This window comes from Pusillimonas sp., assembly GCF_029263785.1.
Taxonomy (GTDB): domain Bacteria; phylum Pseudomonadota; class Gammaproteobacteria; order Burkholderiales; family Burkholderiaceae_B; genus Pusillimonas.
Genome location: NZ_JAJUFE010000016.1, coordinates 1 through 21,822 on the forward strand (window position 1 = coordinate 1; position 21,822 = coordinate 21,822).

Here is a 21,822-nt window from a genome sequence, read left to right on the forward strand (position 1 = left end):
CATCGGCTCGCAGCTTACGTTCCACGCTTCCTTCCCACACTCGGTCGCCCTTGTGCAGTTGCGCTTCACTTCATTCGCTGTGATCAACTTATGGCGGGACTTGCACCCGCAGGAGTGCGCCCATGCTGGGCGCACAAAAAAGGCGCTTCCGATGGGAAGCGCCTGCAGCATTTATGTGCGGGTCGTGGCGATGTCCGCCACCGATGGTGTCCCGCAAATGAACGGATTGGAAACTAGCGGAACAGCGACTCTACGTAGTCGGCACCAATGCCAACCTTTTCGTAGTGCTCCTTACAGAGCTTGATGTAATCGTGAACATCAAAGTAGCCGTCTGCATTGCCGTCTTCGTCCAGCCAGATCAGCGGTCCTTTTACTACAAAGAAAGTACGCATCGGCTCTTCGTGCTCGTAAGCGACCAGAGTGTGGCCTTCGCCCGGCGTTTCGTAAATGAAGTCACCCGCTGTGGCTGTCCAGTCGTGTTCGAGGTAACCCCACTTGCCCGAGATGGTGTAGGCGAACACCTCATGCGGATGATAGTGACGGTTGACCAGACCGGCCGACTTTGCCATGAGGATGTCGGCCCATTTATTCTGCGAGGGTGAAATCCAGAGTGGTCGGGACGAAACCGTTTCACTGAACGGGACGTAGTAGCGTTCGTCGTCTGTCGGCGCGTTGCCGATATAGGTTTCCTTCTTGGCATCCGCCTTGAAGACGTTGGCAATGGGTTTGAGGTCTCTCCAGAATTCGGTAGTGGGCTTTTCGGCCATGTTGCTCTCCTTTGAATGTCAGAGTGGAACTTTGCTAAAGTCTACTTTGGCCTGTGTGCCAGCTTTTGCCTGAATCGGACATTTTTTTTGTCCATGCCGGACTTGTTTGGTGGTGACGGCTTGTTCCACTTTGGCTGCCATGATTACTTATCCCAGCAACGCTTACACCCGATGGTCGACCGACGATGTCGCTGTTGCTGATCGAATCGACTATTGGAACGATAGAAATACCTCGGTACTGGTGGGGCTGCGCAGCTCGTCATTTGCGGACGACGGCTTGCGTGCGGCACAAACCAACTTTGATCTGGGCGGCTTGCGACTGGCCGACATCAGCGGCAACGGACACGTTATCGAACGCAATAGCGAGATGGTCAGGCGACATCCGAAGCCGGCTGTATTCGCCAGCCTGGTGCTCCAAAGCAAGGGGTTCTTCTACCAGGCGGGTGAGTGCCACCAGCTCGAGCCGGGCGATCTGGTTCTTTACGATATTCAGCGCCCGTACGCCATCGGTTTTCACGATTCGATGCGCCAGGTGCTGTTCGATGTGCCAAGCAATGTCTTCGGACACCAGTTCCCATCGGATGCGTTTGCCAAGCCCATCAAGGTGAATGGCCGCAATGGTTCAGCCAGAGTGCTGGCGATGCGCCTGCGCCAGCGTGCCATCGATTTTATTACCCGTCCCAGTTACGACCGTGCGCCCGAACTGCGAGATGAGGCCTGCGCTGTGCTGCAAACCGTGGTGTGCGACCACCTTGCGGGTCAATCCGGTACCGGGTTAAGTGTTTCTTATCTGGCCGCCGCGCGATCCTATGTGGCGCAAAATGTGCATGATCCCGACTTGAATGCCACCCGTCTGGCCGCTGCATTGGGCATATCGCTGCGTCATCTGACGCGCCTGTTCGCGGCCCAGGGCCAGACGCCGGCATACTATATACGCACGTTAAGGCTGCAAAAGGCGCGGGCCGATCTGGCCGATCCATCACAGGCGCATTTAAGTGTGGCCGCTATCGCGTTCAAATGGGGGTTTGTCAGTCAGGCCCATTTTTCGCGGGTGTTTCGCCAGGAGTTCGGGTTGTCACCCAAACAGTCCCGCGACGAATCCAGGCACGGTTCCGCACCGGCGTAAGTACCTGCCAAGATGGCATCAGGCCTGGCTGACGGCGATCACCGGAGTTCGCTGTGCCAGGACAGCCAAACTGCCTGTGAGCAGCCCGATGCAAACGCAAAAGACAAGCAGTGCCTGGGTCAGGCCGATGTGGTCGGCCAGCCACCCCATGCCCAGAACCGGCAGGATGCTGCCCAGATAGGCGATTATCAGGTAGGTTGAAAGCAGGCTGGAGCGCTGATGGGGCGGAGCCACCTTGTTGACCACAGTGATGCCACCCAGATTGCATAAACCGTGGCCCAACGAGGTGGTCAATACACTCGAGGCAAAGAGCAAGGGTGAGGTCGTGGTGGTGTTGAGCATCAGCAAGACATTGGCCAGCATCAACGACAGCAAACCCCAGATAACAACGCGCTTGGTCGCCCAGGGTCTGGCCGCAAACTGAAAAGCGGCCGACAGGAACAATATGACCCCGATCGACAAACCGCTGACAGCGGGACCATGCCAGGGGACCATCTTATCCATGAAGCTGGGCGCCAGCGATGCATACATGCTGAACATGCCGAAAGCACTGAAGGCTGCAAGGCTGCCGATAAGATAAGGGCGGGTCAGCGGGCTGGCCGGTAGGGAAAGGGCCGGCAGCCACTGCCGCCAGCCGGGTGTTGGCGCCAGAGATCGGGGCGTGTTGATCTTCAGGCGAAACAAGGTGTAGATCGCCAAAACCCCCAGTGCAATGGATGGTACATAGGCACTGATCAGGGGGTAAGGAGTCCATTGTGCAATCAGTCCACCGACCAAAGGTCCCAAACCAAAACCGAAGGCCAGCGTAAGGCTGATGGTGGCGGCAACACGTTGACTATTGCTTCCTTTGCTTAGCTGAGCCAGGCCAAGCGAGGACGAGGGCACGATCATTCCCGAGGCCAGGCCGAGCATTACCCGGCTTACTGTAAAGCTGGCCGGGTTCCACGCGACGGCAGACAATGTAATGCCAAGGGTCACGAATATGACGCCGGCACGCAGTACGGGCATGAAGCCGTAGCGATCAGACAGCCGGCCCAGGAACATCAGGGTGGCCAGGGCCGCCACCATATAGGCGATGTACAGCTGTGCAACATTGCTGGGACTAAGTGACCAGACCTCTTGATAAAGCGGATACAGCGGACTTGCCAGGGCGGTGCCCATCACGCCGATGCACATCGAAACGCATACCCAGAAATAAGATCGGTCGTTACTGGGTATGGTGGCTGAATTCATGAAGCGAGCTATGTCCTTGCTGTGTGATTCCGTACTGCAATAAGGCTGGGTCAAGCCAAGAACGCAAGTTTATATGTGCTGAAAGTCTCGCACAAATGTCTTTGATTCTGACAGAACCCTGAATAAAAACCGGCTCGGGCAGAGCCGGGAGCCGGTTTTTGAGCCAGGGCGACGGGTGCCCGGTTTACAAGCTTACATCTTGCACTGCTCGTAATAGGCGTCTTTATGGCCTTCGAATACAACGCCTGTGGCGGCCAGTTGAGCTTTGCCGTCGTCACCCTTCACGACCTCGACGCGATACCAGTCGGTGATCGGGAAATGGTTGGTGTTGAATGAGAAGGCGCCACGCACGGATTCGAAATCGGCCGCTTCAAGCGCCTTGCGCACGGCTTCCTTGTCTTGCATGTTGCCGTCGAGCTTCTTGATTGCCGAAGCGATCAGGTTGGCTGCGTCGTACGACTGTGCGGCATACAGGGAAGGCGGGCGGTTGTATTTCTTTTCGAAGGCTTCAACAAACTGCTTGTTTTGTGCGTTGTCGAGGTTAGGTGCGTAGGGCGCATGGGTAATGACGCCCAGGGCGATATCTTGCAACGCGGGCAGGGTCGAGCCGTCGACAGTACTAGCAGAGATAAGGGGCACTTTGCCCAGCAGACCCGCCTGGCGGTACTGCTTGACGAAGTTGACGCCCATGCCGCCAGGATAGAACACATAAACCGCATCGGGATTGGCCTGCTGCAGTTGCGCTATTTCAACCGAGTAGTCCATTTGACCGATCTGGGTGTAGACCTCGTCGATGACTTCGCCGTTATAGAAGCGCTTGAAACCTTGCAGGGCGTCTTTGCCGGCCTGGTAGTTGGGCGCCATGATGTACATCTTCTTGTAGCCGGCGTTGGTGGCGATCTGTCCGCCCCCTTCGTGCAGCTGGTCGTTGTTCCAGGATGTCGAGAAGAAGTACGGCGAGCATTCGGCGCCCGACATGGGAGACGGACCGGCGTTGGATCCGATGAGGAACGTCTTTGATTCGAGGATGGGGGTACGTGCCGCCATCATTACGTTGGAGAAGATGATGCCGGTGACGAAGTCGACCTTGTCGTTGTTGACCAGCTTGCGGGCCAGTTGCACGCCAAGTTCAGGTTTGAGCTGATCGTCTTCGATAATGACTTCGACGTCTTTACCGCCAAGCTTGCCGCCGTTTTGTTCTACGGCCAGCATGAAGCCGTCGCGTTGGTCCTGGCCCAGAGCTGCGCCGCCGCCCGACAGTGTGGTGATCAGGCCGATCTTGACCTGGGCCTGTGCAACGCCGGCAACGCCCAAGGCGATGGCCGAAGCAAGAACGAGTTTCTTGAGATTTGTCATGTGTCTCTTCCTCTGGATTGTTGGGAGTGTTCGTTAACACCGTTACAAGGTTATACGGAAATTCAGAATTTTTGTATGGGGAAACCTATGCCTTGACGTGAGCGTGTCGTCCGGGGTGCACCGCTTTGCAGTTGGGGCACACTCGTAAGTCGGGATTCTCGTAGAACTGCTCGAACAGCGGAGGAAGATCGTTGACTATGCTTTTGAGCTGGACTTCGACACGATGCACCAGGTGGTTGCACTCGAGGCAATACCACTCGAATCCGTCCAGGAGTGATTCGGGCCGTTGACGTTCGATGACGAGACAGCGACTGTCGGGCTCGGGGCGCTGGGGCGAGTGCCTTACGTGCGGCGACATCAAGAAGATGTCCCCTTCACGCAGGTCGACGCGCTCGAGTTTTCCGTCGTTCATGATGTTCAGATAGGCATTGCCCTTGAACTGATAAAAGAACTCTTCCAGCGGATCGTCGTGAAAATCGGTTCGATGATTGGGCCCGCCTACCACTGTGACCAAAAAATCCGCATCCTGCCATATCTGCTGGTTGCCCACCGGTGGCTTGAGCAAATGATCGTTGTCCTCGAGCCAGCGTTTGAAATTCAGCGGGGGGCCGTACTTGAACATGGAGTCTCCTTTCAGCCTGTTGTTGTTGCGGCAATGCATATCAAAGAGTATAGACATCGCAACGCCCAGAATAAATCGAAACCACAGTATTTGGCTATCGGGGATCCAGCATTTTTAAATGGATAAAAGAGGTTGGCTTGCAATGGCATACGCATTGCGCATAGTCCGGCACGCCTGAGTTCCGATTTGCCGGCGTCCCCGCCTGCAGGTTCGGGCCGCGTCGTTGACGGCATTTGAAAATTTGCCCGCGTGCGTTGGGTTTAACAAAGAAACCTGATAATGATTCTCAACTACCATCGAAGGTAACAATGCGCACAGGTCATAGCTTTTTTTAAATTCGAGCCCTATACTGCGCCTATACCCGAGAATTTATAGGGTTATTCAAGCGATCCAACAAAAATCAGTTGTTTTCATCATCTGGAGAGCGTCATGGTCAACATGAGTCGGCGGCAATTCTTCAAGGTGACAGGGGCAACACTGGCGAGTTCCAGCTTAACCTTGCTGGGGGTCGCCCCCAGTCCGGCAATGGCTGAGGTGCGTCAGTACAAGCTTGCGCGAATGACCGAAACGCGCAACACCTGTCCGTATTGTTCAGTGGCATGTGGAGTTCTGTTGTACAGCCTTGGCGATGGCAGTAAAAACGCCACGGCAAAAGTCATGCACGTAGAGGGCGACTCCGATCACCCCGTCAACCGCGGGACGCTCTGTCCGAAAGGGGCCGGCCTGCTCGACTTCATCAACAGTCCCAACCGCCTGAAGTACCCAGAATACCGGGCCCCCGGCTCAGACAAATGGCAGCGAATTTCCTGGGACGACGCGCTCGACCGCATCGCCAAGCTCCTGAAAGAAGATCGCGACGCCAACTTCATCCAGCGCAATGAAAACGGCCAGGTGGTCAATCGCTGGCTTACCACTGGCATGCTTGCCGCTTCGGCCAGCTCAAACGAAGTCGCTTACGTAACACACAAGGTCGTTCGCGCCCTTGGCGCTCTTGGATTCGATAACCAGGCTCGTGTCTGACATGGTCCGACGGTGGCAGGTCTTGCCCCGACGTTTGGCCGTGGAGCGATGACGAACCATTGGGTCGACATCAAGAACGCCGATGTAGTTTTGATTATGGGCGGAAACGCCGCCGAAGCTCACCCCTGTGGATTCAAGTGGGTAACCGAGGCCAAGGCTCATAACAAAGCCAAACTTATTGTTGTTGATCCGCGCTTTACGCGGTCGGCTTCTGTGGCCGACTATTATGCGCCGATTCGTGTCGGTACCGACATCGTTTTCCTCGGTGGCGTCATTCGTTACCTGCTCGAAAACGACAAGATCCAGCACGAGTACGTTCGCAACTACACCGATCTTCCCTTTATCGTGCGCGAAGACTTCAGCTTCGAAGAAGGCCTGTATTCGGGCTATAACGAAGAAAAACGCGTGTACGACAAGGCATCGTGGGATTACGAGCTCGACGAAAGCGGGTACGCCCGCGTCGACCCCACCCTGCAGCACCCGCGCTGCGTTTACCAGCTGATGAAGCAGCACTACTCGCGATATACGCCCGAGATGGTGTCGCGGGTCTGTGGCACACCCGAAGACAAGTTCCTGAAAGTGTGCGAAATGCTGGCCTCCACTTCAACGCCTGATCGCGTCGGCACCATCATGTACGCATTAGGCTGGACGCAGCACTCCATCGGATCGCAGATAATCCGCACGGGTGCCATGATGCAGCTTCTGCTGGGCAACATCGGTGTTGCGGGCGGCGGCATGAACGCCTTGCGCGGTCACTCGAACATTCAGGGCCTGACCGATCTTGGCCTGATGTCGAATCTGCTGCCGGGCTACCTGACACTGCCCAACGATGCCGAACAGGATTACGAAACGTACATCCGCAACCGTACCCAGCTGCCGCTGCGACCCAACCAGCTCAGCTACTGGCGCAACTACAGCAAGTTCCATGTCAGTCTCATGAAGGCATGGTGGGGCGACGCGGCCCGTCCTGACAACAACTGGGCCTACGATTATTTGCCCAAGATGGACCGCCCGTACGACATGCTCCAGGTGTACGAGCTGATGCACAAGGGCAAGATGAACGGCTACATCTGCCAGGGCTTCAACCCCTTGGCGGCTGCGCCCTACAAGTCCAAGCTCACCGAGGCCTTCTCCAAGCTCAAGTTCCTGGTGGTCATGGATCCGCTCATCACCGAAACGTCCGAGTTCTGGCGCAATGTGGGCGAGTACAACGATGTTGACCCTGCTTCTATCCAGACCGAGGTCATCCGGCTTCCGACCACCTGTTTCGCCGAAGAAGAAGGCGCGCTGGTGAACTCGGGTCGCTGGCTGCAGTGGCACTGGAAAGCGGCCAACCCCCCGGGCGAAGGCAAGAGCGACATCGAGATCATGGCGTCGCTGTATACGCGCATTCGTGCGTTGTACGAGAAGGAAGGCGGCACGTTTCCCGATCCGATCGTCAATCTCTGGTGGCCGTATTCCAACCCCCAGAACCCCACTGCCGAAGAACTCGCCAAAGAGTACAGCGGTCGGGCCCTGGTAGACCTGGTCGACCCGAAAGACTCGACGCGGGTCCTGCGCAAGGCCGGCGAGCAGGTGGCGGGTTTCGGCGAGCTGCGCGACGACGGGTCCACCATCTGCGGATGCTGGCTATACGCGGGATGCTGGTCACCGGCGGGCAACCTGATGGCCCGTCGCGACAACAGCGATCCCACTGGTATCGGCCAGACGCTCAATTGGGCCTGGTCGTGGCCTGCCAACAGGCGCATCATGTACAACCGTGCATCGTGCGACCTCGAAGGCAAGCCATTCAACCCGCGCAAGAGCGTTATTCACTGGAACGGCAAGGCATGGGTAGGTGCCGACGTTCCCGACTTCAAGGTCGACGAGAATCCGCTCGATGGAATGGGGCCCTTCATCATGAACCCCGAGGGGGTCGCCCGGTTCTTCGCGCGCAAGGGGATGGCCGAGGGGCCCTTCCCCACGCACTACGAACCATTCGAGAACCCTCTTGGCTATAACCCGGTCTACCCGGACGAAAAGCGAGCCGTCACCAACCCGGCGGCCCGCGTGTTCGAAGACGACCTGGCTTCCATGGGAGACGCAAGCAGTTTCCCCTATGTCGCTACCACGTATCGACTTACCGAGCACTTCCACTACTGGACCAAGCACGTCGAGCTCAATGCCATCTTGCAGCCCGAGCAGTTCGTCGAAATCGGCGACGCCCTGGCTCAAGAACTGGGTATTGCAAACGGCCAGTGGATAAGGGTCTCGTCCAAACGGGGGTACATCAAGGCGGTTGCGGTAGTGACCAAGCGCATCAAGGCGCTGCAGGTCGAAGGCAAAACCGTACACCAGGTCGGCATCCCGCTTCACTGGGGGTTTGTCGGCCTTGCCAAGCCGGGCTTCCTGGCCAATACATTGACACCATCAGTGGGGGACGGCAACACGCAAACGCCCGAGTTCAAGTCCTTCCTGGTCAACGTCGAGAAAGTTTAGGAGTAAGCCATGGCATTGCAATCATTGGATATCAAGCGGCGCTCCGCTACCACCACCCCCATGCCCAGCGAGCGCGATGTGGTCATGGGCGGTGGTGTAGCCAAGCTTATCGACACCACCAAATGCATAGGCTGCAAGGCATGCCAGGTAGCCTGCATGGAATGGAACGACGTCCGGGACGAAATCGGTACGAACGTGGGTGTGTATGACAACCCCATGGACCTTACCGAGAACTCCTGGACGCTCATGCGTTTTGCCGAGTACGAGAACGACGCGGGCGATCTTGAATGGCTGATCCGCAAGGACGGCTGCATGCACTGCGAAGACCCCGGCTGCCTCAAGGCTTGCCCGGCTCCGGGTGCCATCGTTCAGTACAACAACGGCATTGTCGATTTTCACCAGGAAAACTGCATCGGCTGCGGGTATTGCATTACCGGATGCCCGTTCGACATTCCGCGTATCTCCAAGAAAGACAACAAGGCATACAAATGTACCTTGTGTTCTGATCGCGTTGCGGTGGGCCAAGAGCCTGCGTGCGTCAAGACCTGTCCGACGGGTGCCATTGTGTTCGGCACCAAAGAAGACATGATCAAGCACGCCGACGACCGCATTGTCGATCTGAAGTCTCGCGGATTCGACAACGCCGGCCTGTATGACCCTGCAGGTGTAGGCGGCACACACGTCATGTATGTGTTGCACCATGCTGATCAGCCGGGTCTTTACAGCGATCTTCCCAAAGATCCAACCATCAGTCCGATGGTGTCGTTGTGGAAGGGAATCGCCAAGCCGCTCGGGGTCGCCGCCATGGCACTGACAGCACTGGCGGGCTTCTTCCATTACATCCGCGTAGGCCCCAACGAGGTCACCGACGAGGACGAGCGCCGGGCTGAAGAAGAAAGCCAACGCCAATCGCAGGAGGCTACTCATGAATGACGTCAGAAATTCCCGGCTTATCCAGCGCTATACGCCGGGTGAAAGGGCTAATCACTGGATTGTTGCCATCGCGTTCGTTCTGCTGGCACTTTCGGGGCTCGCGCTGTTTCACCCCTACTTCTACCCCTTGACCGGCCTGTTCGGTGGCGGCACCTGGACACGGATCTTGCATCCGTGGATAGGCGTCTTCATGTTCCTGCTGTTTCTCGTGTTGGCCATACGCATGGCGCGCCACAACGCCATCGACCGAAACGATCGCCAGTGGCTCAGGCAATTTGGTGATGTCATCAACAAGCGCGAAGAGCGCGTACCAGATGTCGGCAAGTACAACGGTGGGCAGAAGGTGCTGTACTTTGCGCTAATTCTGCTGATGATCGGCCTTTTGCTGACTGGCCTGGTAATGTGGCGCGAGTATTTTGCAAGCTTCTTCGGCCTATGGCTGATTCAGCTGGCATCGGTGCTGCATGCCATCTTTGCATTTTTGATTATCTGCGCGATCATTGTGCATATCTATGCCGGCATCTGGGTCAAGGGCTCGGTACGCTCCATGACCCGTGGCACCGTCACGCCGGGTTGGGCCTGGAAGCATCATCGTGCGTGGTTCCGTCAAGTACGGGGTCTGCCTTCACGCAAGTAGGCTTCATCAATGCCCGGTACGGGCAAAGACCGACATGGCTGCCCGGTGTCCGTGCCGGGCAGCCATATTTTTCAGGAGAGTGCATTGCAGCGAATTCTTGAGCGTGGCGAAATTGAATCGCTAGATCACACGCAAATTCCGCGGCTTCGTGCGCCGGTACGCGCGTCAGTGTTTGCCGACAGGGCTGCCCGTTTCAGGCAGCTGGTTGACGATCATCCGGCGGGGGCGTACTTGTCGTTGATGGCGCATCTGGCAGACGGTCAGCATGAAGCCCTGCAGCACTGCTCGGTACCCACTGCCAGCGAGCAGCAGGTTTCGTTGGCGCAGTCGCATGGCATGCCTCCCTTGCAGGCTATCGGCTGGAAGCGCGATGAGCAATGGCGGCAAATACTGGCGGCCTTGCTGGCGCATATGATTTCTTTCGAAAGCCTGCCTGAAGCCGCTCGCGGTGTGATCAGCGCACTGCAGGAACAACTGTCTTCCGACCCCGAGGCCATCGAGGCGCAGGCGGACGCGATCCTTGCCGAGCGTGATGTCGATGTCGATAGTGCAACAGCTCCTTTCATCATGGCCGCCCTGCAGGTGTATTGGACAAGTCTTGCCATAGATTTCGACGCTGACAAGCTTCCGGTGGTGAGCCCGTTTGGGGTGTGTCCGATATGTGGAAGCTTGCCGGTTTCAAGCGTGGTTCGCGTTGGTGCGCAAATCGATGGTTGTCGGTATCTGTGCTGCTCGTTGTGCTCGACCGAATGGCATCTGGTCCGCGTTACGTGCTCACATTGCGAAAGTACGAAGTCGCTCGCGTATCACCACATCGAAGAAGGCTCGGAAGCAATCAAGGCCGAATCCTGCGACAACTGCCAAAGCTACCGCAAGATTTTTTATCAAGAAAAAGATTTCCACGTGGATCCCGTGGCCGACGACCTGGCCAGTTTGACACTGGACATGTTGATGGGCGAGGCTGGGTATTCACGTGCCAGCGGCAATCCCCTGCTGTGGCAGGGAAGCGAGTCCTGAACTATGGCGGTGACGCCCCAAGCTGTGCCTGCAGGTGTGGCCGACCTGCCATCGGTGGACCGGTTGCTGAGGGCAAGCGAAACCTTGGCGCTCATTGCAGACTACGGGCGCAGTCGGGTGCTTGGCACGTTTCGCGACGTGCTTTCCGATCTGCGGCAACAGGCCTTGCAGCAGCAGCTGCCAGCCGACGCCGCTGGCGATGCAGCCATTGTTGACGAAGCCCGGCGCCGCTTGCTCGTTGCCGATCAACCCCGGTTGCGAGCCGTGTTCAACCTTACGGGCACGGTTCTGCATACTAATCTGGGGCGGGCATTGCTTCCCGATGAGGCCGTCGACTCGGTATTGCGAGCTTTACATTCACCCGCCAACCTTGAGTTCGATCTTGCGACCGGCCGCCGCGGCGATCGCGATGACCTGGTCAATGATCTGCTGTGTGAGCTCACGGGGGCGGAAGCTGCCACCGTGGTCAACAATAACGCCGCTGCGGTGTTGCTGATGCTGAACGCCCTAGCCAACCGACGCGAGGTTGTAGTGTCCCGTGGTGAACTGGTTGAAATTGGCGGGGCGTTTCGTATTCCCGATATCATGCAGCGGGCCGGAGCCAAACTTGTCGAGGTGGGAACCACCAATCGCACGCATTTGGCCGACTACGAGCAGGCCGTTGGCGCGCGTACCGCCATGCTCATGAAAGTCCATTGCAGTAACTACGAGGTAACGGGCTTTACAAAAAGCGTCGATGTTGCCGAGGTTGCGGGCGTAGCACGACAGCACGGGCTTCCGACTGCCGTGGATCTGGGTAGTGGCACCTTGCTGGACCTCACGCAATGGGGTCTGCCCAAAGAAGCAACGGTGCGCGAAACGGTCGAGTCCGGAGCTGACATTGTCACCTTCAGTGGCGACAAGTTGCTGGGAGGACCACAGGCGGGGCTGCTGGTAGGCCGTGCCGACCTCATCAAGAAAATCAAGAAGAACCCTTTGAAGCGGGCCTTGCGTGTGGGCAAGCTTACTCTAGCGGCGCTTGAGCCGGTCCTTGCGCTGTATCGTTCGCCCGAGCGGCTGCCCGAACGCCTGACGACCTTGCGGCTGTTGACCCGTCCGATGGCTGACATGCAGAGTCAGGCTCAACGTCTTGAGGCAGCCGTGCAAGTTGCCGTGGGCGACTCATACAGCGTACGTGCCGAGCCAATGTTCAGCCAGATTGGCAGTGGGGCTCTGCCCGTCGACCAATTGCCCAGTTATGGCCTTGCCTTGCGTCACGCGGGCTCGGGACGCCCTGGGCGCGCCCTGGCAGCACTCGAACGATGCTTGCGCGAATTGCCGCGGCCCGTCATCGGTCGGGTCGGAAGCGACACCTTGTGGCTCGATCTGCGTTGCCTCGAATCCTCCGACGAACCCGCGTTCCTCTCGCAGCTTAAGCGTCTGACTCCATGATTGTAGGAACCGCGGGACACATCGATCATGGCAAGACTACCCTGGTGCGTGCCTTGACCGGGGTCGAGACCGACAGGCTGAAGGAAGAAAGGAAGCGAGGCATTTCGATAGAGCTGGGATACGCCTACACTCCTTTGGACAACGGCGATGTACTGGGCTTTATCGACGTGCCCGGGCACGAAAAACTGGTGCACACCATGGCTGCAGGAGCAACCGGCATTGACTTCGGTCTGCTGGTGGTCGCTGCCGACGATGGCGTCATGCCGCAAACTCGCGAGCACCTTGCCATCTTGAGTTTGCTGGGTGTGTCCCAGGGGGCCATCGCGTTGACAAAAATCGATCGTGCCGACGATTTGCGAATACAGGAAGTCCAAGCCGAATTGGCGGCCCTTGTTGACGGTACGTTCCTGGAAGGCATGCCGGTCTTCATGACTAATGCGGCGTCCGCTTTGCCGGCTCCGGACGGCACAACAGACCGGTCCGGTGGTCAGGCGCCCGCAGCGGACGACACCAGGGAAGCGGCTGATGCCGGGGGGCTAAGTGGTACGGGAGCCTTGGTTGACGCCCCCGGGGTTGCAGAATTGCGACGGCATCTCCAAAAGACCGCCCAGACCATGGCTGCCCGCCGATCCGACGGTCTGTTCCGGTTGGCGATTGACCGCGTGTTCACCCTGCCCGGGCACGGAACCGTGGTAACCGGCACGGTCCACGCAGGCACGATTGATCTGGATTCCGATCCGGTTTCCTTGAAATTGATGCCTGCAGGGCGCGCTGTCCGGGTACGAAGCGTTCACGCGCAAAACCAGTCCTCACGTCAGGGTCGGGCCGGGCAGCGCTGTGCCTTGAACCTGGGTGGATTGGAGCGAACAGCTGTTGAACGCGGCCATTGGATCGCCGACGAACGTTGTTTTACGCCGGCTCGCAATATCGATGTGCAACTGACATTGCTCGATTCCGCGGATGCGTCGCTACGAGCCTGGGCCCCCTTGCATGTTCATCTGGGCGCGGCCCGTTACGTCGCTCATGCTGTTCCCCTGGCGCCTGACCCGCTTGCTGCCGGTCAGACAGGTTATGTGCAGTTGGTGTTCGATGAGCCGGTTTGTGCCATGCCCGGAGACCGGTTCATTGTGCGCAATGCCCAGGCGAATCGCACCTTGGGCGGGGGCATGGTATTGGACGCCAACGCACCAGACCGCAAACGCCGAAGCGAGCAAAGACTGGCGTGGCTGCAAGCCGTTGCGAAGCTAAGGCAAGGCGCGGACCTGGGCGCGATCCTTGAGCAAGCCCCGTTCGGACTCGAAGAGTCTCAGTTGATGCGTCTGTTGGGGCGCAGTCCCTCGACAGACGAGCTTCCAGCAGGAGCCCAATGGGTGCAGGCAAAGGGTGAATCCGCAGCCCGTACCTTGATACTGCAGTCTGCCTGGAACGCTCTGAGGCACACGGTAGAAGACGCACTGACGAATTTCCATGAGCGCTGGCCCGATGAGCCCGGGCTGGATGCCGCCCGCTTGCGCCGCGTCGCCTTGCCCACCATCCCTGAAAACGTGTGGCTTGCCTTGCGCGATGATCTGGTTGCGGCCAAGCGTCTGGTTCGTAATGGGCCCTGGCTGCATAAGCCTGGCCATGAAGTGGCGTTGACAGAGTCCGAGAGCAGGCTGGCGGATATCCTGGTGTCGGCCATTGACGAGGGCCGGTTTGATCCGCCCTGGGTACGAGACCTCGCGGCCCGCTTTGAACAACCCGAAGAAGTTGTGCGGCAATTGCTGCGCAAGCTGGTCCGCAGTGGTCGGCTGTATCAGGTGGTGCGTGACCTTTTCTATCACCGCAAGCAGATCACGCGTCTGGCAGAGCTTGTGGGTGAACTGGGGGGTGACGAAGGCGTGACTGCAGCCGTGTTCCGTGATGCGACAGGGCTGGGCCGCAAGCGCGCCATCCAGATCCTTGAGTTTTTTGACCGGGCGGGCTACACCCGGCGCTTGCGCGACAAACACGTGCCGCGAGGCGATAGCGCGTCTTTTTGGCAGCGGCTATCATAGGGTTTTTTTACGGAAGGCATGCGTGTCCGGTGGCACGGCTGGGCTTCAAACCCAGTTGGGGGCGTCAGACGTTCCCAGGTAGGTTCGACTCCTGCTGCTTTCCGCCATTTTCTCGTGCCGCTGGGCCGGCTGATCGCAGGCGCCATTGGGGTTGGCATTATCGGAGATGCTTCATGGCCGTTTCCACCTCTACGCAGTCCCCTCCTCGTCTTACGTCCTTATCGCATGGCGGAGGTTGCGGCTGCAAGATTGCGCCTGGGGTGTTGTCCGAGCTGCTGGCGGGCATGCCCGGCATGCAAGCCTACTCGAATCTGCTGGTTGGAAACGAAAGCTCGGATGATGCGGCTGTCTACCGCCTGAACGACGAGCAGGCCCTTATTGCCACCACTGACTTTTTCATGCCCATTGTCGACGATCCCTACGACTTTGGGCGCATTGCTGCAACGAATGCCCTTTCCGATGTCTATGCGATGGGCGGCACGCCGATCATGGCGCTGGCTATTGTCGGCATGCCCATCAATGTCCTGCCCAAAAGCGATATCGCTGCCATACTGGAAGGCGGGGCGGCTGTCTGCAGCGAAGCCGGGATTCCGGTGGCCGGCGGGCATTCAATAGATTCTGTCGAGCCTATCTATGGGCTGGCGGCAATGGGACTGGTTCATCCAGACCGTATCAAGCGTAACGCCGATGCCAAGCCGGGTGACGTACTAATCTTGGGCAAACCCTTGGGAGTTGGCATATATTCTGCCGCGCTCAAAAAAAACGTTCTTTCAGAAGACGGCTACCGCGCCATGATTCAGGCCACGACGCAATTGAATCGGCCTGGTGTTGCATTGGCTGCATTGGAAGGGGTGCATGCGCTCACCGATGTGACGGGTTTCGGGTTGCTCGGTCATACGCTCGAGCTAGCGCGAGGATCCGGCGCGGCGGCCCATTTACGTGTGGCCGACCTACCCTGGTTGCCAGGAGTTCACGAGCTCGCCCGTCAGGGGGTGGTCACCGGTGCATCAGGGCGGAACTGGCAAGCTTATGGAGCCGGTATTGAGCTGGCGCCGGGCGTCGACGAGGTGTGCCGCGCATTGCTGACAGATCCTCAAACCTCGGGTGGGCTGCTGGTTTCTTGCAGTCCGCAAACTGCGGACCAGGTTCTGGATATTTTCCAGTCAGAAGGTTTTGGCCAGGCCGCGATTATCGGACAGATGCAGGAAGGCCCAGGGCGCGTGTTTGTCGCCTGACTGCTTGCGTGCTTTGGCGCATGAAAGAGGCTGGCCAGGCTGCTCCAGGCAGCCTGTTCTTTTGATGGCGAGCTGATTCAGTCTTTGTCTTTTTCGGATTCGGCCAACGCGTTCGGCATAACGTGCCCGCATTCCTTGCAGGTACGATTTTCAATCGAATCGTAGAAGCGTCGGTAGGCAGCACCTACGGGGTCGACCGAGTAGTCGCTGACCGTGAATTGCTCTTCGTGCAAGAAGGCGTCGCACTCGGGACAGTACCAGTGAAATTTGTCGACCTCACCTTCGCGGCGCTTGCGTTCGAGCACCAGCAAGTGGGCATCGGGCGGGAAGCGCGGTGAATGCGGGATGCCGGCGGGCGTGTAAATGACGGAGCCTTCAGGCAGCACCGCGATTTCTTCTTTGCCTTCTGGCGTACGGTAATGCAGATTCATTTGACCCTTGATCATGTACATGACTTCATCAGTGGGGTTCACATGAAATTCGCTGCGATATGGGCGTCCCCGCGCGACGAACACCAGGGATTCGGGCTCTTGCCACAGGACGCTAACATAGCGGCCTGTTTCATCGAGGGTTTTGCCTTCGGCTGGCAGCGAGACGATGGGCATTTGGTACATGGCGCCTCCGTGGCGAAATGAATAAGGGGCGGTTAGCCCAGATACGCGACACAATCGATTTCAACCAGTACACCTTGTCGGTGGGGTGTACCGCCCGTACAGGTGCGCGTGGTCTTTTCGCCCTTCATGAATTCGCGGAATGCTTCATTGAAGGCGGGGAAATCGGACACATTGCGCAAGCACACCCGCATATTGACGACATTGGCTATTGTTGCGCCGCCGGCTTCGAGGACCGCGCGAAGATTGGTCAGCGTCTGGATAGTCTGCTCGCGAATGTCGTCGGAAACAACCTCGCGAGTTGCCGGGTTCAACGGCCCCTGCCCGGACACGTACAGGAAGTCGCCGGCACGGATGGCCTGGGCCAGTGGTGAAGGAGTGTTCTTGTCAGTAAAACCGGTGACGGGTGCGGCGTCGCTATGGACGATAATTTTTGGCATGGCGTGATCCTCTTGGAACGGGCGGTTCGATATTTTGATGTCGATAGCAAATTTTGTATTTCTATCGATTTTATGCAGAAAATCGATATTTTTACTGTATCGCATAAGGCCGGCTTTTGTCTACGCAACAGGCTTATTTATGTAGAGCCGTCAGTACAATAACTGCACTGTTCCTCCTGTCGCTGCTAGGGCTTATTTTGTCTGCTGACGAAAATCGACACAACACCGCCACGAGATCGTTGGCGCAGCACTTGAGGCGCTTGCGAGCGTTGCTGGCTGTGTGTCGCACAGGAAGCACCTCGCAAGCCGCCAAGCTGCTCCCCCTGTCCCAATCTGCCATTGCGCGGGCGGTACGCCAGTTGGAGCAGGATTTGGGTACGGAGCTGTTCCTGCGCGAAGCCCGTGGCATGGCACCCACCAAAGAAGGCCGGCTCCTGGCGCATCGAACCGCCAGAGCCCTTGTTCAACTCGAGACGGCCGAAGCCGAAGCCGAACGTAGTTCGGGCGGGCGGGAGCCGCGCGCGCGGCTGGTAAAAGGCCGGTTTGCGGGGGCTTGTTCGTACCGGCATCTACTGGCATATGTGATCTTTTGCGAGACTCATAGTGAACACTTGGCTGCCCGACGCCTTGGCATCAGCCAGCCTGCGGTCAACCAGGCTTTGCGTCAGGTCTCGTACATGCTGGGCGCAATACTCTATCAACGGACTTCACGTGGAATGAGGCTGACCGAAAGCGGCGAAGCGGTGCTGCGTCGGATCAAGCTTGCCCTGCACGAATTGCGCCTGGCCGAAGAGGAACTGAACGCCATTGCAGGCCGCCTGCGAGGTCGGATCATCATTGGCTCGCTGCCATTATCGGCAGGCATGCTTGTGCCACGTTCCATTGATCGCTTGCTGGCCAGGCATGCGGATCTGCACGTCACGATTGTCGATGGTACGTACGACGCATTGTTGTCCCAGTTATTGCATGCCGATGTGGACGTGATCGTGGGCGCACTCCGCCCTGCGCCTGTGTCGCCGGAAATTGTGCAGGAAGCGCTGTTTACCGACACTCTGTCTGTCGTGGCCAGGCGTGGTCATCCCTTGCTGCGGCAACCTTTACATGGACTGGGCGACCTGGCCGGCGCGTCATGGATTGCTCCTCTTGCAGGCACGCCGGCGCGCGATGCCTTTGAGCGCGCATTTTTGGCCGATGATGTCGCTCCACCCCCGTCACCTCTTGAAGCCAATAGCGCTGTTGTGGTCCAGGCACTTTTGCTGGATAGTGACCGGCTTGCCCTGTTGTCACCCTGGCAGGTTCAACGTGGCGTCGCCAGCGGCCAGCTTGCGGTTCTACCAGTAAGAGTGCGTGATACGGCGCGCGAAATAGGACTTACTATGAGGCGGGACGCGGATCCCGGGATGGGGCTGCGCCTGTTTCAGGAAGAGATACGAGCCTTGGCAAAAGAAGAATATATAAGCTAAACACATAGCTTCGCAGTGAATGTCACTGGTGCAGTGCCCTCATTTTTGACACACTGGCCTGAAACCGTCCGGTCATGGCCGGCAAATCAACTATCCATCCATAGGGTCACCCATGAACACAAGCACCGCTTCCACTCCGCGCGCGGGTCTGGTCATCAGCGCGCATTCGGCTGATTTTGTCTGGCGCGCTGCCGGCGCCATTGCCACCCATGTTCGTCAAGGCTACCGAATGAAAGTCGTGTGCCTGTCGTTTGGAGAGCGTGGCGAATCTGCCAAGCTGTGGCGCAAAGGCAGCGAAATGACGCTCGAGAAGGTAAAGGAAGCCCGTCGCGAAGAAGCGCAGAAGGCCGCCGATGTGCTGGGCGCCGAGATCGAATTCTTTGATCTGGGCGACTATCCCATGCGCGTCAGTGACGAAGCCCTGTTCCGGCTGGTAGACGTATACCGCGACGTGCAGCCTGCATTCGTCCTGAGTCATTCCACCAAAGATCCCTACAACTTCGATCATCCCCTGGCCATGCATGTGGCCCAGGAGGCGCGCATTATTGCGCAGGCGGAAGGCCATAACCCGGGTCAGAAAGTGGTGGGCGCGCCCCCGGTATATGCGTTTGAACCCCATCAGACGGAACAGTGTGAATGGGTGCCCAACACGTTCCTGGACATTACCGATGTCTGGGATCTCAAACGCAAGGCCATCGAGTGCATGGCGGGCCAGGAGCATCTGTGGGAATACTACACCCGTGTCGCCCAGCAACGGGGCGTGCAGGCCAAGCGCAACATCGGCATTACAGCGGCACGCAATATTGAGTACGCCGAAGGGTATATGCGACTCACCCCAGCCGTTGTGGGAGACCTTTCATGATCCGCGGTGTTGTCGTTCAGAATATTCCCCGTGCAAACCCTGCCGACATCGAAATCCTGCGGGCGGCGGGCGTGGCTACGGTTCACGAGGCCCAAAGCCGTCTGGGGCTTCTTGCCACGTATATGCGTCCCATCTGGGACGGCGCATCGATCGCCGGCTCGGCAGTGACCGTACTCGTTGCACCCTCCGACAACTGGATGATCCACGTCGCGGTCGAGCAATGTCGCGAAGGCGACGTCCTCGTTGTTGCACCTACGTCCGAATGCCTGGACGGCTACTTTGGCGAACTGCTGGCTACTTCGCTGGCCGCGCGGGGTGTTCGTGGCCTTGTCATCGATGCCGGGTGCCGCGATGTCCGAGACCTCAAGAAAATGGGGTTCCCTGTCTGGTCGAAGGCGGTATCCGCGCAAGGCACGGTCAAGGAAACCCTGGGCTCGGTCAACGTTCCGGTAGTCTGCGCGCAGCAGATCGTCAACCCGGGCGATGTGATCGTGGCCGATGACGACGGGGTGGTGGTGGTACCGATTGCCAACGTCGCGCAAGTGGCGCGGGCCTCACAAGCCCGGCTCGAAAAAGAAGCCAAGACGCGTGAGGCGCTTTCTCAAGGCATATTGGGCCTGGACTACTACAAGATGCGCGAACGGCTCGCCGAGAAAGGCTTGCGCTACGTCGAATCGTTGGATGACTTGCGAGGCGAGTGATGCAAACACGCATACCCTGTGTACAAATGCGCGGCGGCACGTCCAAGGGTGCTTATTTTCTGGCGTCCGACCTGCCGTCCGACCCGGCAGTTCGCGACCAGGTGCTGCTTGCGGTCATGGGGTCGCCCGATACACGCCAGATTGACGGCATCGGCGGCGCTGACACTCTGACGAGCAAGGTGGCGATAGTGTCTCCGGCCACTCGCCCTGATGCCGATGTGGATTACCTGTTTGCCCAGGTGCTGATCGACGAAGCCCGTGTCGATTACGGGCAGAACTGCGGAAATCTGCTGGCAGGCGTCGGGCCCTTTGCCATTGAACTTGGCATGGTCCCCGTGCAGGGCGCAACCACCCGGGTTGCCATACATATGGTCAATACCGGGCAGGTGGCTATCGCCAATGTGTCCACGCCCGAGGGTCATGTTCAGTACGAAGGTACCCAGCGCATTGATGGGGTGCCCGGTACGGCGGCGGCCATTCCTCTTGAATTCAAGGATACGGCGGGTTCGTCGTGTGGTGCGTTGCTGCCAACCGGCAATGTTCGCGATGTCATTGACGGCGTCGAGGTCACGCTGATCGACAACGGCATGCCGACCGTCATGTTGCGGGCTGCCGATCTTGGTCGGACGGGCTATGAAACTTGTGCCGAACTGGACGCCGATGACGAACTCAAGGCTCGCATAGAGGCGATACGGTTAAAGGCGGGCCCAATGATGAGTCTGGGCGATGTCGCGCAGCGCACCGTGCCCAAGATGTGTCTGGTATCGGCCCCGCGTCATGGTGGAGCGCTGAATACTCGCAGCTTTATTCCACATCGCTGCCATGCGTCGATCGGGGTGCTGGCTGCGGTCAGTGCGGCTTCGGCCGCCGTGCTCCCAGGCACTGTGTGCGAGGGCGTTGCCCAGCTTCCCGAGGGCAATACGCCAGTTCTCGGTATTGAGCACCCCACGGGCGAACTCAGCACACAGATGAATCTGGTCCGAGAAGGATCGAAGGTCACCATTGCCAGCGCTGCGTTGATACGAACCGCCAGATGGTTGTTCGACGGCAGGGTGCACATTCCAGCCCGCGTGTGGGACAACAGCCGGATCGAGGCATGACGGTCGACCAGATTGTTTTTCTGCCTGGCCTGATGTGTGACGCGGCGGTATGGGAACATCAACAAAAGGGCCTGGCGACTCGTGCCGAGTCCTACGTGGCACAGTATCACGAGGTGGACAGCATATCCGCCATGGCAGAAAAGGTGCTGTCCGAAGCGCCCTATCCCGTTTTCAGTCTGGCCGGACATTCAATGGGCGGGCGTGTGGCGCTGGAAGTGCTGCGGCTGGCACCTGCGCGAGTCCGGCGTCTGGCACTGCTCGATACAGGATTCGAGCCCCTGGCCGCGGGGGAAGCCGGCCGGCAAGAGGCAGCGAAACGTTGGGCCTTGCTGGAATTCGCCCGTGAACACGGGATGCGCGAGATGGGGCGCTTGCATTGGGCGCCCGGCATGGTTCATCCGCAGCAGATCAGTACACAGGTATTCGACGATATTCTTGCCATGATCGGTCGACGCAGTACCCAGGAGTTTCACGCGCAGATCACTGCCCTGCTTGCCCGGCCGGACGCCACAGCAGTGCTGCGCACCATCAGCTGTCCCACGTATCTGATTTGCGGTCGCCAGGATGCCTGGAGTCCATATTCGCGGCACGAGACGATGAAAGACTTGGTTCCATCGCCTTTTGCCACATTGGTGGCAATCGAGAACTGCGGTCACATGTCGACCATGGAGCAGCCCGAAGCCGTGACTGCCGTGCTTGCTGAATGGCTCGATACGTAAAACGCAGCACCGTACCTTACTTTTTAAACGTCATT

19 protein-coding genes and 1 tRNA gene are annotated in these 21,822 nt (G+C 58.4%); 14 read left to right on the forward strand and 6 right to left on the reverse strand.

Going from position 1 to position 21,822, the window contains the following annotated elements:
• Positions 1-233: 233 nt before the first annotated feature.
• A complete protein-coding gene (locus Q1J88_RS06245) occupies positions 234-767 on the reverse strand; it encodes a 2,4'-dihydroxyacetophenone dioxygenase family protein (RefSeq protein ID WP_301116719.1) in 534 nt (177 codons plus the stop codon).
• A gap of 139 nt (positions 768-906) precedes the next feature.
• Between Q1J88_RS06245 and Q1J88_RS06250 the strand changes: the two genes are divergently transcribed.
• The gene (locus Q1J88_RS06250) at positions 907-1,893 is read left to right on the forward strand and encodes a helix-turn-helix domain-containing protein (RefSeq protein WP_301116720.1); all 987 of its coding nucleotides are present in this window, start codon (positions 907-909) and stop codon (positions 1,891-1,893) included.
• Positions 1,894-1,911: 18 nt separating this feature from the next.
• On the opposite strand, the gene Q1J88_RS06255 is transcribed toward Q1J88_RS06250, so the two are convergent.
• The 3 genes from Q1J88_RS06255 to Q1J88_RS06265 form a co-directional block, all read right to left on the reverse strand.
• Entirely contained in the window at positions 1,912-3,126 is a 1,215-nt protein-coding gene (locus Q1J88_RS06255; RefSeq protein WP_301116721.1) for an MFS transporter, read from the reverse strand.
• A gap of 192 nt (positions 3,127-3,318) precedes the next feature.
• Positions 3,319-4,482 carry an ABC transporter substrate-binding protein gene (locus tag Q1J88_RS06260; protein WP_301116722.1) on the reverse strand — a complete coding sequence of 388 codons (1,164 nt, stop codon included), beginning with the start codon at positions 4,480-4,482 and terminating at the stop codon, positions 3,319-3,321.
• Between the two features lie 85 nt (positions 4,483-4,567).
• A complete protein-coding gene (locus Q1J88_RS06265; protein WP_301116723.1) occupies positions 4,568-5,104 on the reverse strand; it encodes a 3-hydroxyanthranilate 3,4-dioxygenase in 537 nt (178 codons plus the stop codon).
• A gap of 429 nt (positions 5,105-5,533) precedes the next feature.
• On the opposite strand from Q1J88_RS06265, the gene fdnG reads away from it, so the two are divergent.
• The 8 genes from fdnG to selD all read left to right on the forward strand — a co-directional run bounded on the left by fdnG (position 5,534) and on the right by selD (position 15,891).
• Positions 5,534-8,602 carry a formate dehydrogenase-N subunit alpha gene (fdnG, locus tag Q1J88_RS06270; RefSeq protein ID WP_301116724.1) on the forward strand — a complete coding sequence of 1,023 codons (3,069 nt, stop codon included), beginning with the start codon at positions 5,534-5,536 and terminating at the stop codon, positions 8,600-8,602.
• 9 nt (positions 8,603-8,611) lie between these two features.
• A complete protein-coding gene (gene fdxH / locus Q1J88_RS06275; protein WP_301116725.1) occupies positions 8,612-9,535 on the forward strand; it encodes a formate dehydrogenase subunit beta in 924 nt (307 codons plus the stop codon).
• A complete protein-coding gene (locus tag Q1J88_RS06280; RefSeq protein ID WP_301116726.1) occupies positions 9,528-10,172 on the forward strand; it encodes a formate dehydrogenase subunit gamma in 645 nt (214 codons plus the stop codon). Before fdxH ends, Q1J88_RS06280 begins: the two co-directional genes overlap by 8 nt.
• Before the next feature lie 84 nt (positions 10,173-10,256).
• The gene (gene fdhE / locus Q1J88_RS06285) at positions 10,257-11,189 is read left to right on the forward strand and encodes a formate dehydrogenase accessory protein FdhE (protein WP_301116762.1); all 933 of its coding nucleotides are present in this window, start codon (positions 10,257-10,259) and stop codon (positions 11,187-11,189) included.
• A 3-nt stretch (positions 11,190-11,192) separates the two neighbouring features.
• Entirely contained in the window at positions 11,193-12,620 is a 1,428-nt protein-coding gene (gene selA / locus Q1J88_RS06290; RefSeq protein ID WP_301116727.1) for an L-seryl-tRNA(Sec) selenium transferase, read from the forward strand.
• Positions 12,617-14,656 (forward strand): SelB C-terminal domain-containing protein, encoded by a 2,040-nt coding sequence (locus tag Q1J88_RS06295; RefSeq protein WP_301116728.1) that lies wholly within the window; start codon positions 12,617-12,619, stop codon positions 14,654-14,656. The genes selA and Q1J88_RS06295 overlap by 4 nt, the downstream gene beginning before the upstream one ends.
• Before the next feature lie 11 nt (positions 14,657-14,667).
• Positions 14,668-14,763 (forward strand) — tRNA-Sec (locus Q1J88_RS06300).
• Positions 14,764-14,829: 66 nt separating this feature from the next.
• Positions 14,830-15,891 carry a selenide, water dikinase SelD gene (gene selD / locus Q1J88_RS06305; RefSeq protein WP_301116729.1) on the forward strand — a complete coding sequence of 354 codons (1,062 nt, stop codon included), beginning with the start codon at positions 14,830-14,832 and terminating at the stop codon, positions 15,889-15,891.
• Positions 15,892-15,968: 77 nt separating this feature from the next.
• Here selD and Q1J88_RS06310 read toward each other — a convergent pair whose 3' ends face one another.
• Positions 15,969-16,505, reverse strand: coding sequence for a cupin domain-containing protein (locus Q1J88_RS06310; RefSeq protein ID WP_301116731.1), 537 nt, complete (start codon positions 16,503-16,505; stop codon positions 15,969-15,971).
• Positions 16,506-16,537: 32 nt separating this feature from the next.
• On the reverse strand, positions 16,538-16,942 hold the full coding sequence (locus Q1J88_RS06315) for a RidA family protein (RefSeq protein WP_301116732.1): 405 nt from the start codon (positions 16,940-16,942) through the stop codon (positions 16,538-16,540).
• A 197-nt stretch (positions 16,943-17,139) separates the two neighbouring features.
• Between Q1J88_RS06315 and Q1J88_RS06320 the strand changes: the two genes are divergently transcribed.
• The 5 genes from Q1J88_RS06320 (at position 17,140) to Q1J88_RS06340 (ending at position 21,787) form a co-directional block, all read left to right on the forward strand.
• On the forward strand, positions 17,140-18,405 hold the full coding sequence (locus tag Q1J88_RS06320; RefSeq protein ID WP_301116733.1) for a LysR family transcriptional regulator: 1,266 nt from the start codon (positions 17,140-17,142) through the stop codon (positions 18,403-18,405).
• A gap of 112 nt (positions 18,406-18,517) precedes the next feature.
• Entirely contained in the window at positions 18,518-19,267 is a 750-nt protein-coding gene (locus tag Q1J88_RS06325; protein WP_301116734.1) for a PIG-L deacetylase family protein, read from the forward strand.
• Positions 19,264-19,968, forward strand: coding sequence for a 4-carboxy-4-hydroxy-2-oxoadipate aldolase/oxaloacetate decarboxylase (locus tag Q1J88_RS06330; RefSeq protein ID WP_301116735.1), 705 nt, complete (start codon positions 19,264-19,266; stop codon positions 19,966-19,968). Before Q1J88_RS06325 ends, Q1J88_RS06330 begins: the two co-directional genes overlap by 4 nt.
• Positions 19,968-21,068, forward strand: coding sequence for a 4-oxalomesaconate tautomerase (locus Q1J88_RS06335; RefSeq protein WP_301116736.1), 1,101 nt, complete (start codon positions 19,968-19,970; stop codon positions 21,066-21,068). Before Q1J88_RS06330 ends, Q1J88_RS06335 begins: the two co-directional genes overlap by 1 nt.
• Positions 21,065-21,787: an alpha/beta hydrolase gene (locus Q1J88_RS06340; protein WP_301116737.1), complete on the forward strand. Its 723-nt coding sequence runs from the start codon at positions 21,065-21,067 to the stop codon at positions 21,785-21,787. Before Q1J88_RS06335 ends, Q1J88_RS06340 begins: the two co-directional genes overlap by 4 nt.
• The last annotated feature ends 35 nt before the right edge of the window (positions 21,788-21,822 follow it).

What these genes read in the sequence shown, in the direction of transcription:
- Q1J88_RS06245 (WP_301116719.1), bottom strand. Translation starts at nt 767, where the DNA reads ATGGCCGAAAAGCCCACTACCGAATTCTGGAGAGACCTCAAACCCATT.
- Q1J88_RS06250 (WP_301116720.1), top strand. Translation starts at nt 907, where the DNA reads ATGATTACTTATCCCAGCAACGCTTACACCCGATGGTCGACCGACGAT.
- Q1J88_RS06255 (WP_301116721.1), bottom strand. Translation starts at nt 3,126, where the DNA reads ATGAATTCAGCCACCATACCCAGTAACGACCGATCTTATTTCTGGGTA.
- Q1J88_RS06260 (WP_301116722.1), bottom strand. Translation starts at nt 4,482, where the DNA reads ATGACAAATCTCAAGAAACTCGTTCTTGCTTCGGCCATCGCCTTGGGC.
- Q1J88_RS06265 (WP_301116723.1), bottom strand. Translation starts at nt 5,104, where the DNA reads ATGTTCAAGTACGGCCCCCCGCTGAATTTCAAACGCTGGCTCGAGGAC.
- fdxH (WP_301116725.1), top strand. Translation starts at nt 8,612, where the DNA reads ATGGCATTGCAATCATTGGATATCAAGCGGCGCTCCGCTACCACCACC.
- Q1J88_RS06280 (WP_301116726.1), top strand. Translation starts at nt 9,528, where the DNA reads ATGAATGACGTCAGAAATTCCCGGCTTATCCAGCGCTATACGCCGGGT.
- selA (WP_301116727.1), top strand. Translation starts at nt 11,193, where the DNA reads ATGGCGGTGACGCCCCAAGCTGTGCCTGCAGGTGTGGCCGACCTGCCA.
- Q1J88_RS06295 (WP_301116728.1), top strand. Translation starts at nt 12,617, where the DNA reads ATGATTGTAGGAACCGCGGGACACATCGATCATGGCAAGACTACCCTG.
- selD (WP_301116729.1), top strand. Translation starts at nt 14,830, where the DNA reads ATGGCCGTTTCCACCTCTACGCAGTCCCCTCCTCGTCTTACGTCCTTA.
- Q1J88_RS06310 (WP_301116731.1), bottom strand. Translation starts at nt 16,505, where the DNA reads ATGTACCAAATGCCCATCGTCTCGCTGCCAGCCGAAGGCAAAACCCTC.
- Q1J88_RS06315 (WP_301116732.1), bottom strand. Translation starts at nt 16,942, where the DNA reads ATGCCAAAAATTATCGTCCATAGCGACGCCGCACCCGTCACCGGTTTT.
- Q1J88_RS06325 (WP_301116734.1), top strand. Translation starts at nt 18,518, where the DNA reads ATGAACACAAGCACCGCTTCCACTCCGCGCGCGGGTCTGGTCATCAGC.
- Q1J88_RS06330 (WP_301116735.1), top strand. Translation starts at nt 19,264, where the DNA reads ATGATCCGCGGTGTTGTCGTTCAGAATATTCCCCGTGCAAACCCTGCC.
- Q1J88_RS06335 (WP_301116736.1), top strand. Translation starts at nt 19,968, where the DNA reads ATGCAAACACGCATACCCTGTGTACAAATGCGCGGCGGCACGTCCAAG.
- Q1J88_RS06340 (WP_301116737.1), top strand. Translation starts at nt 21,065, where the DNA reads ATGACGGTCGACCAGATTGTTTTTCTGCCTGGCCTGATGTGTGACGCG.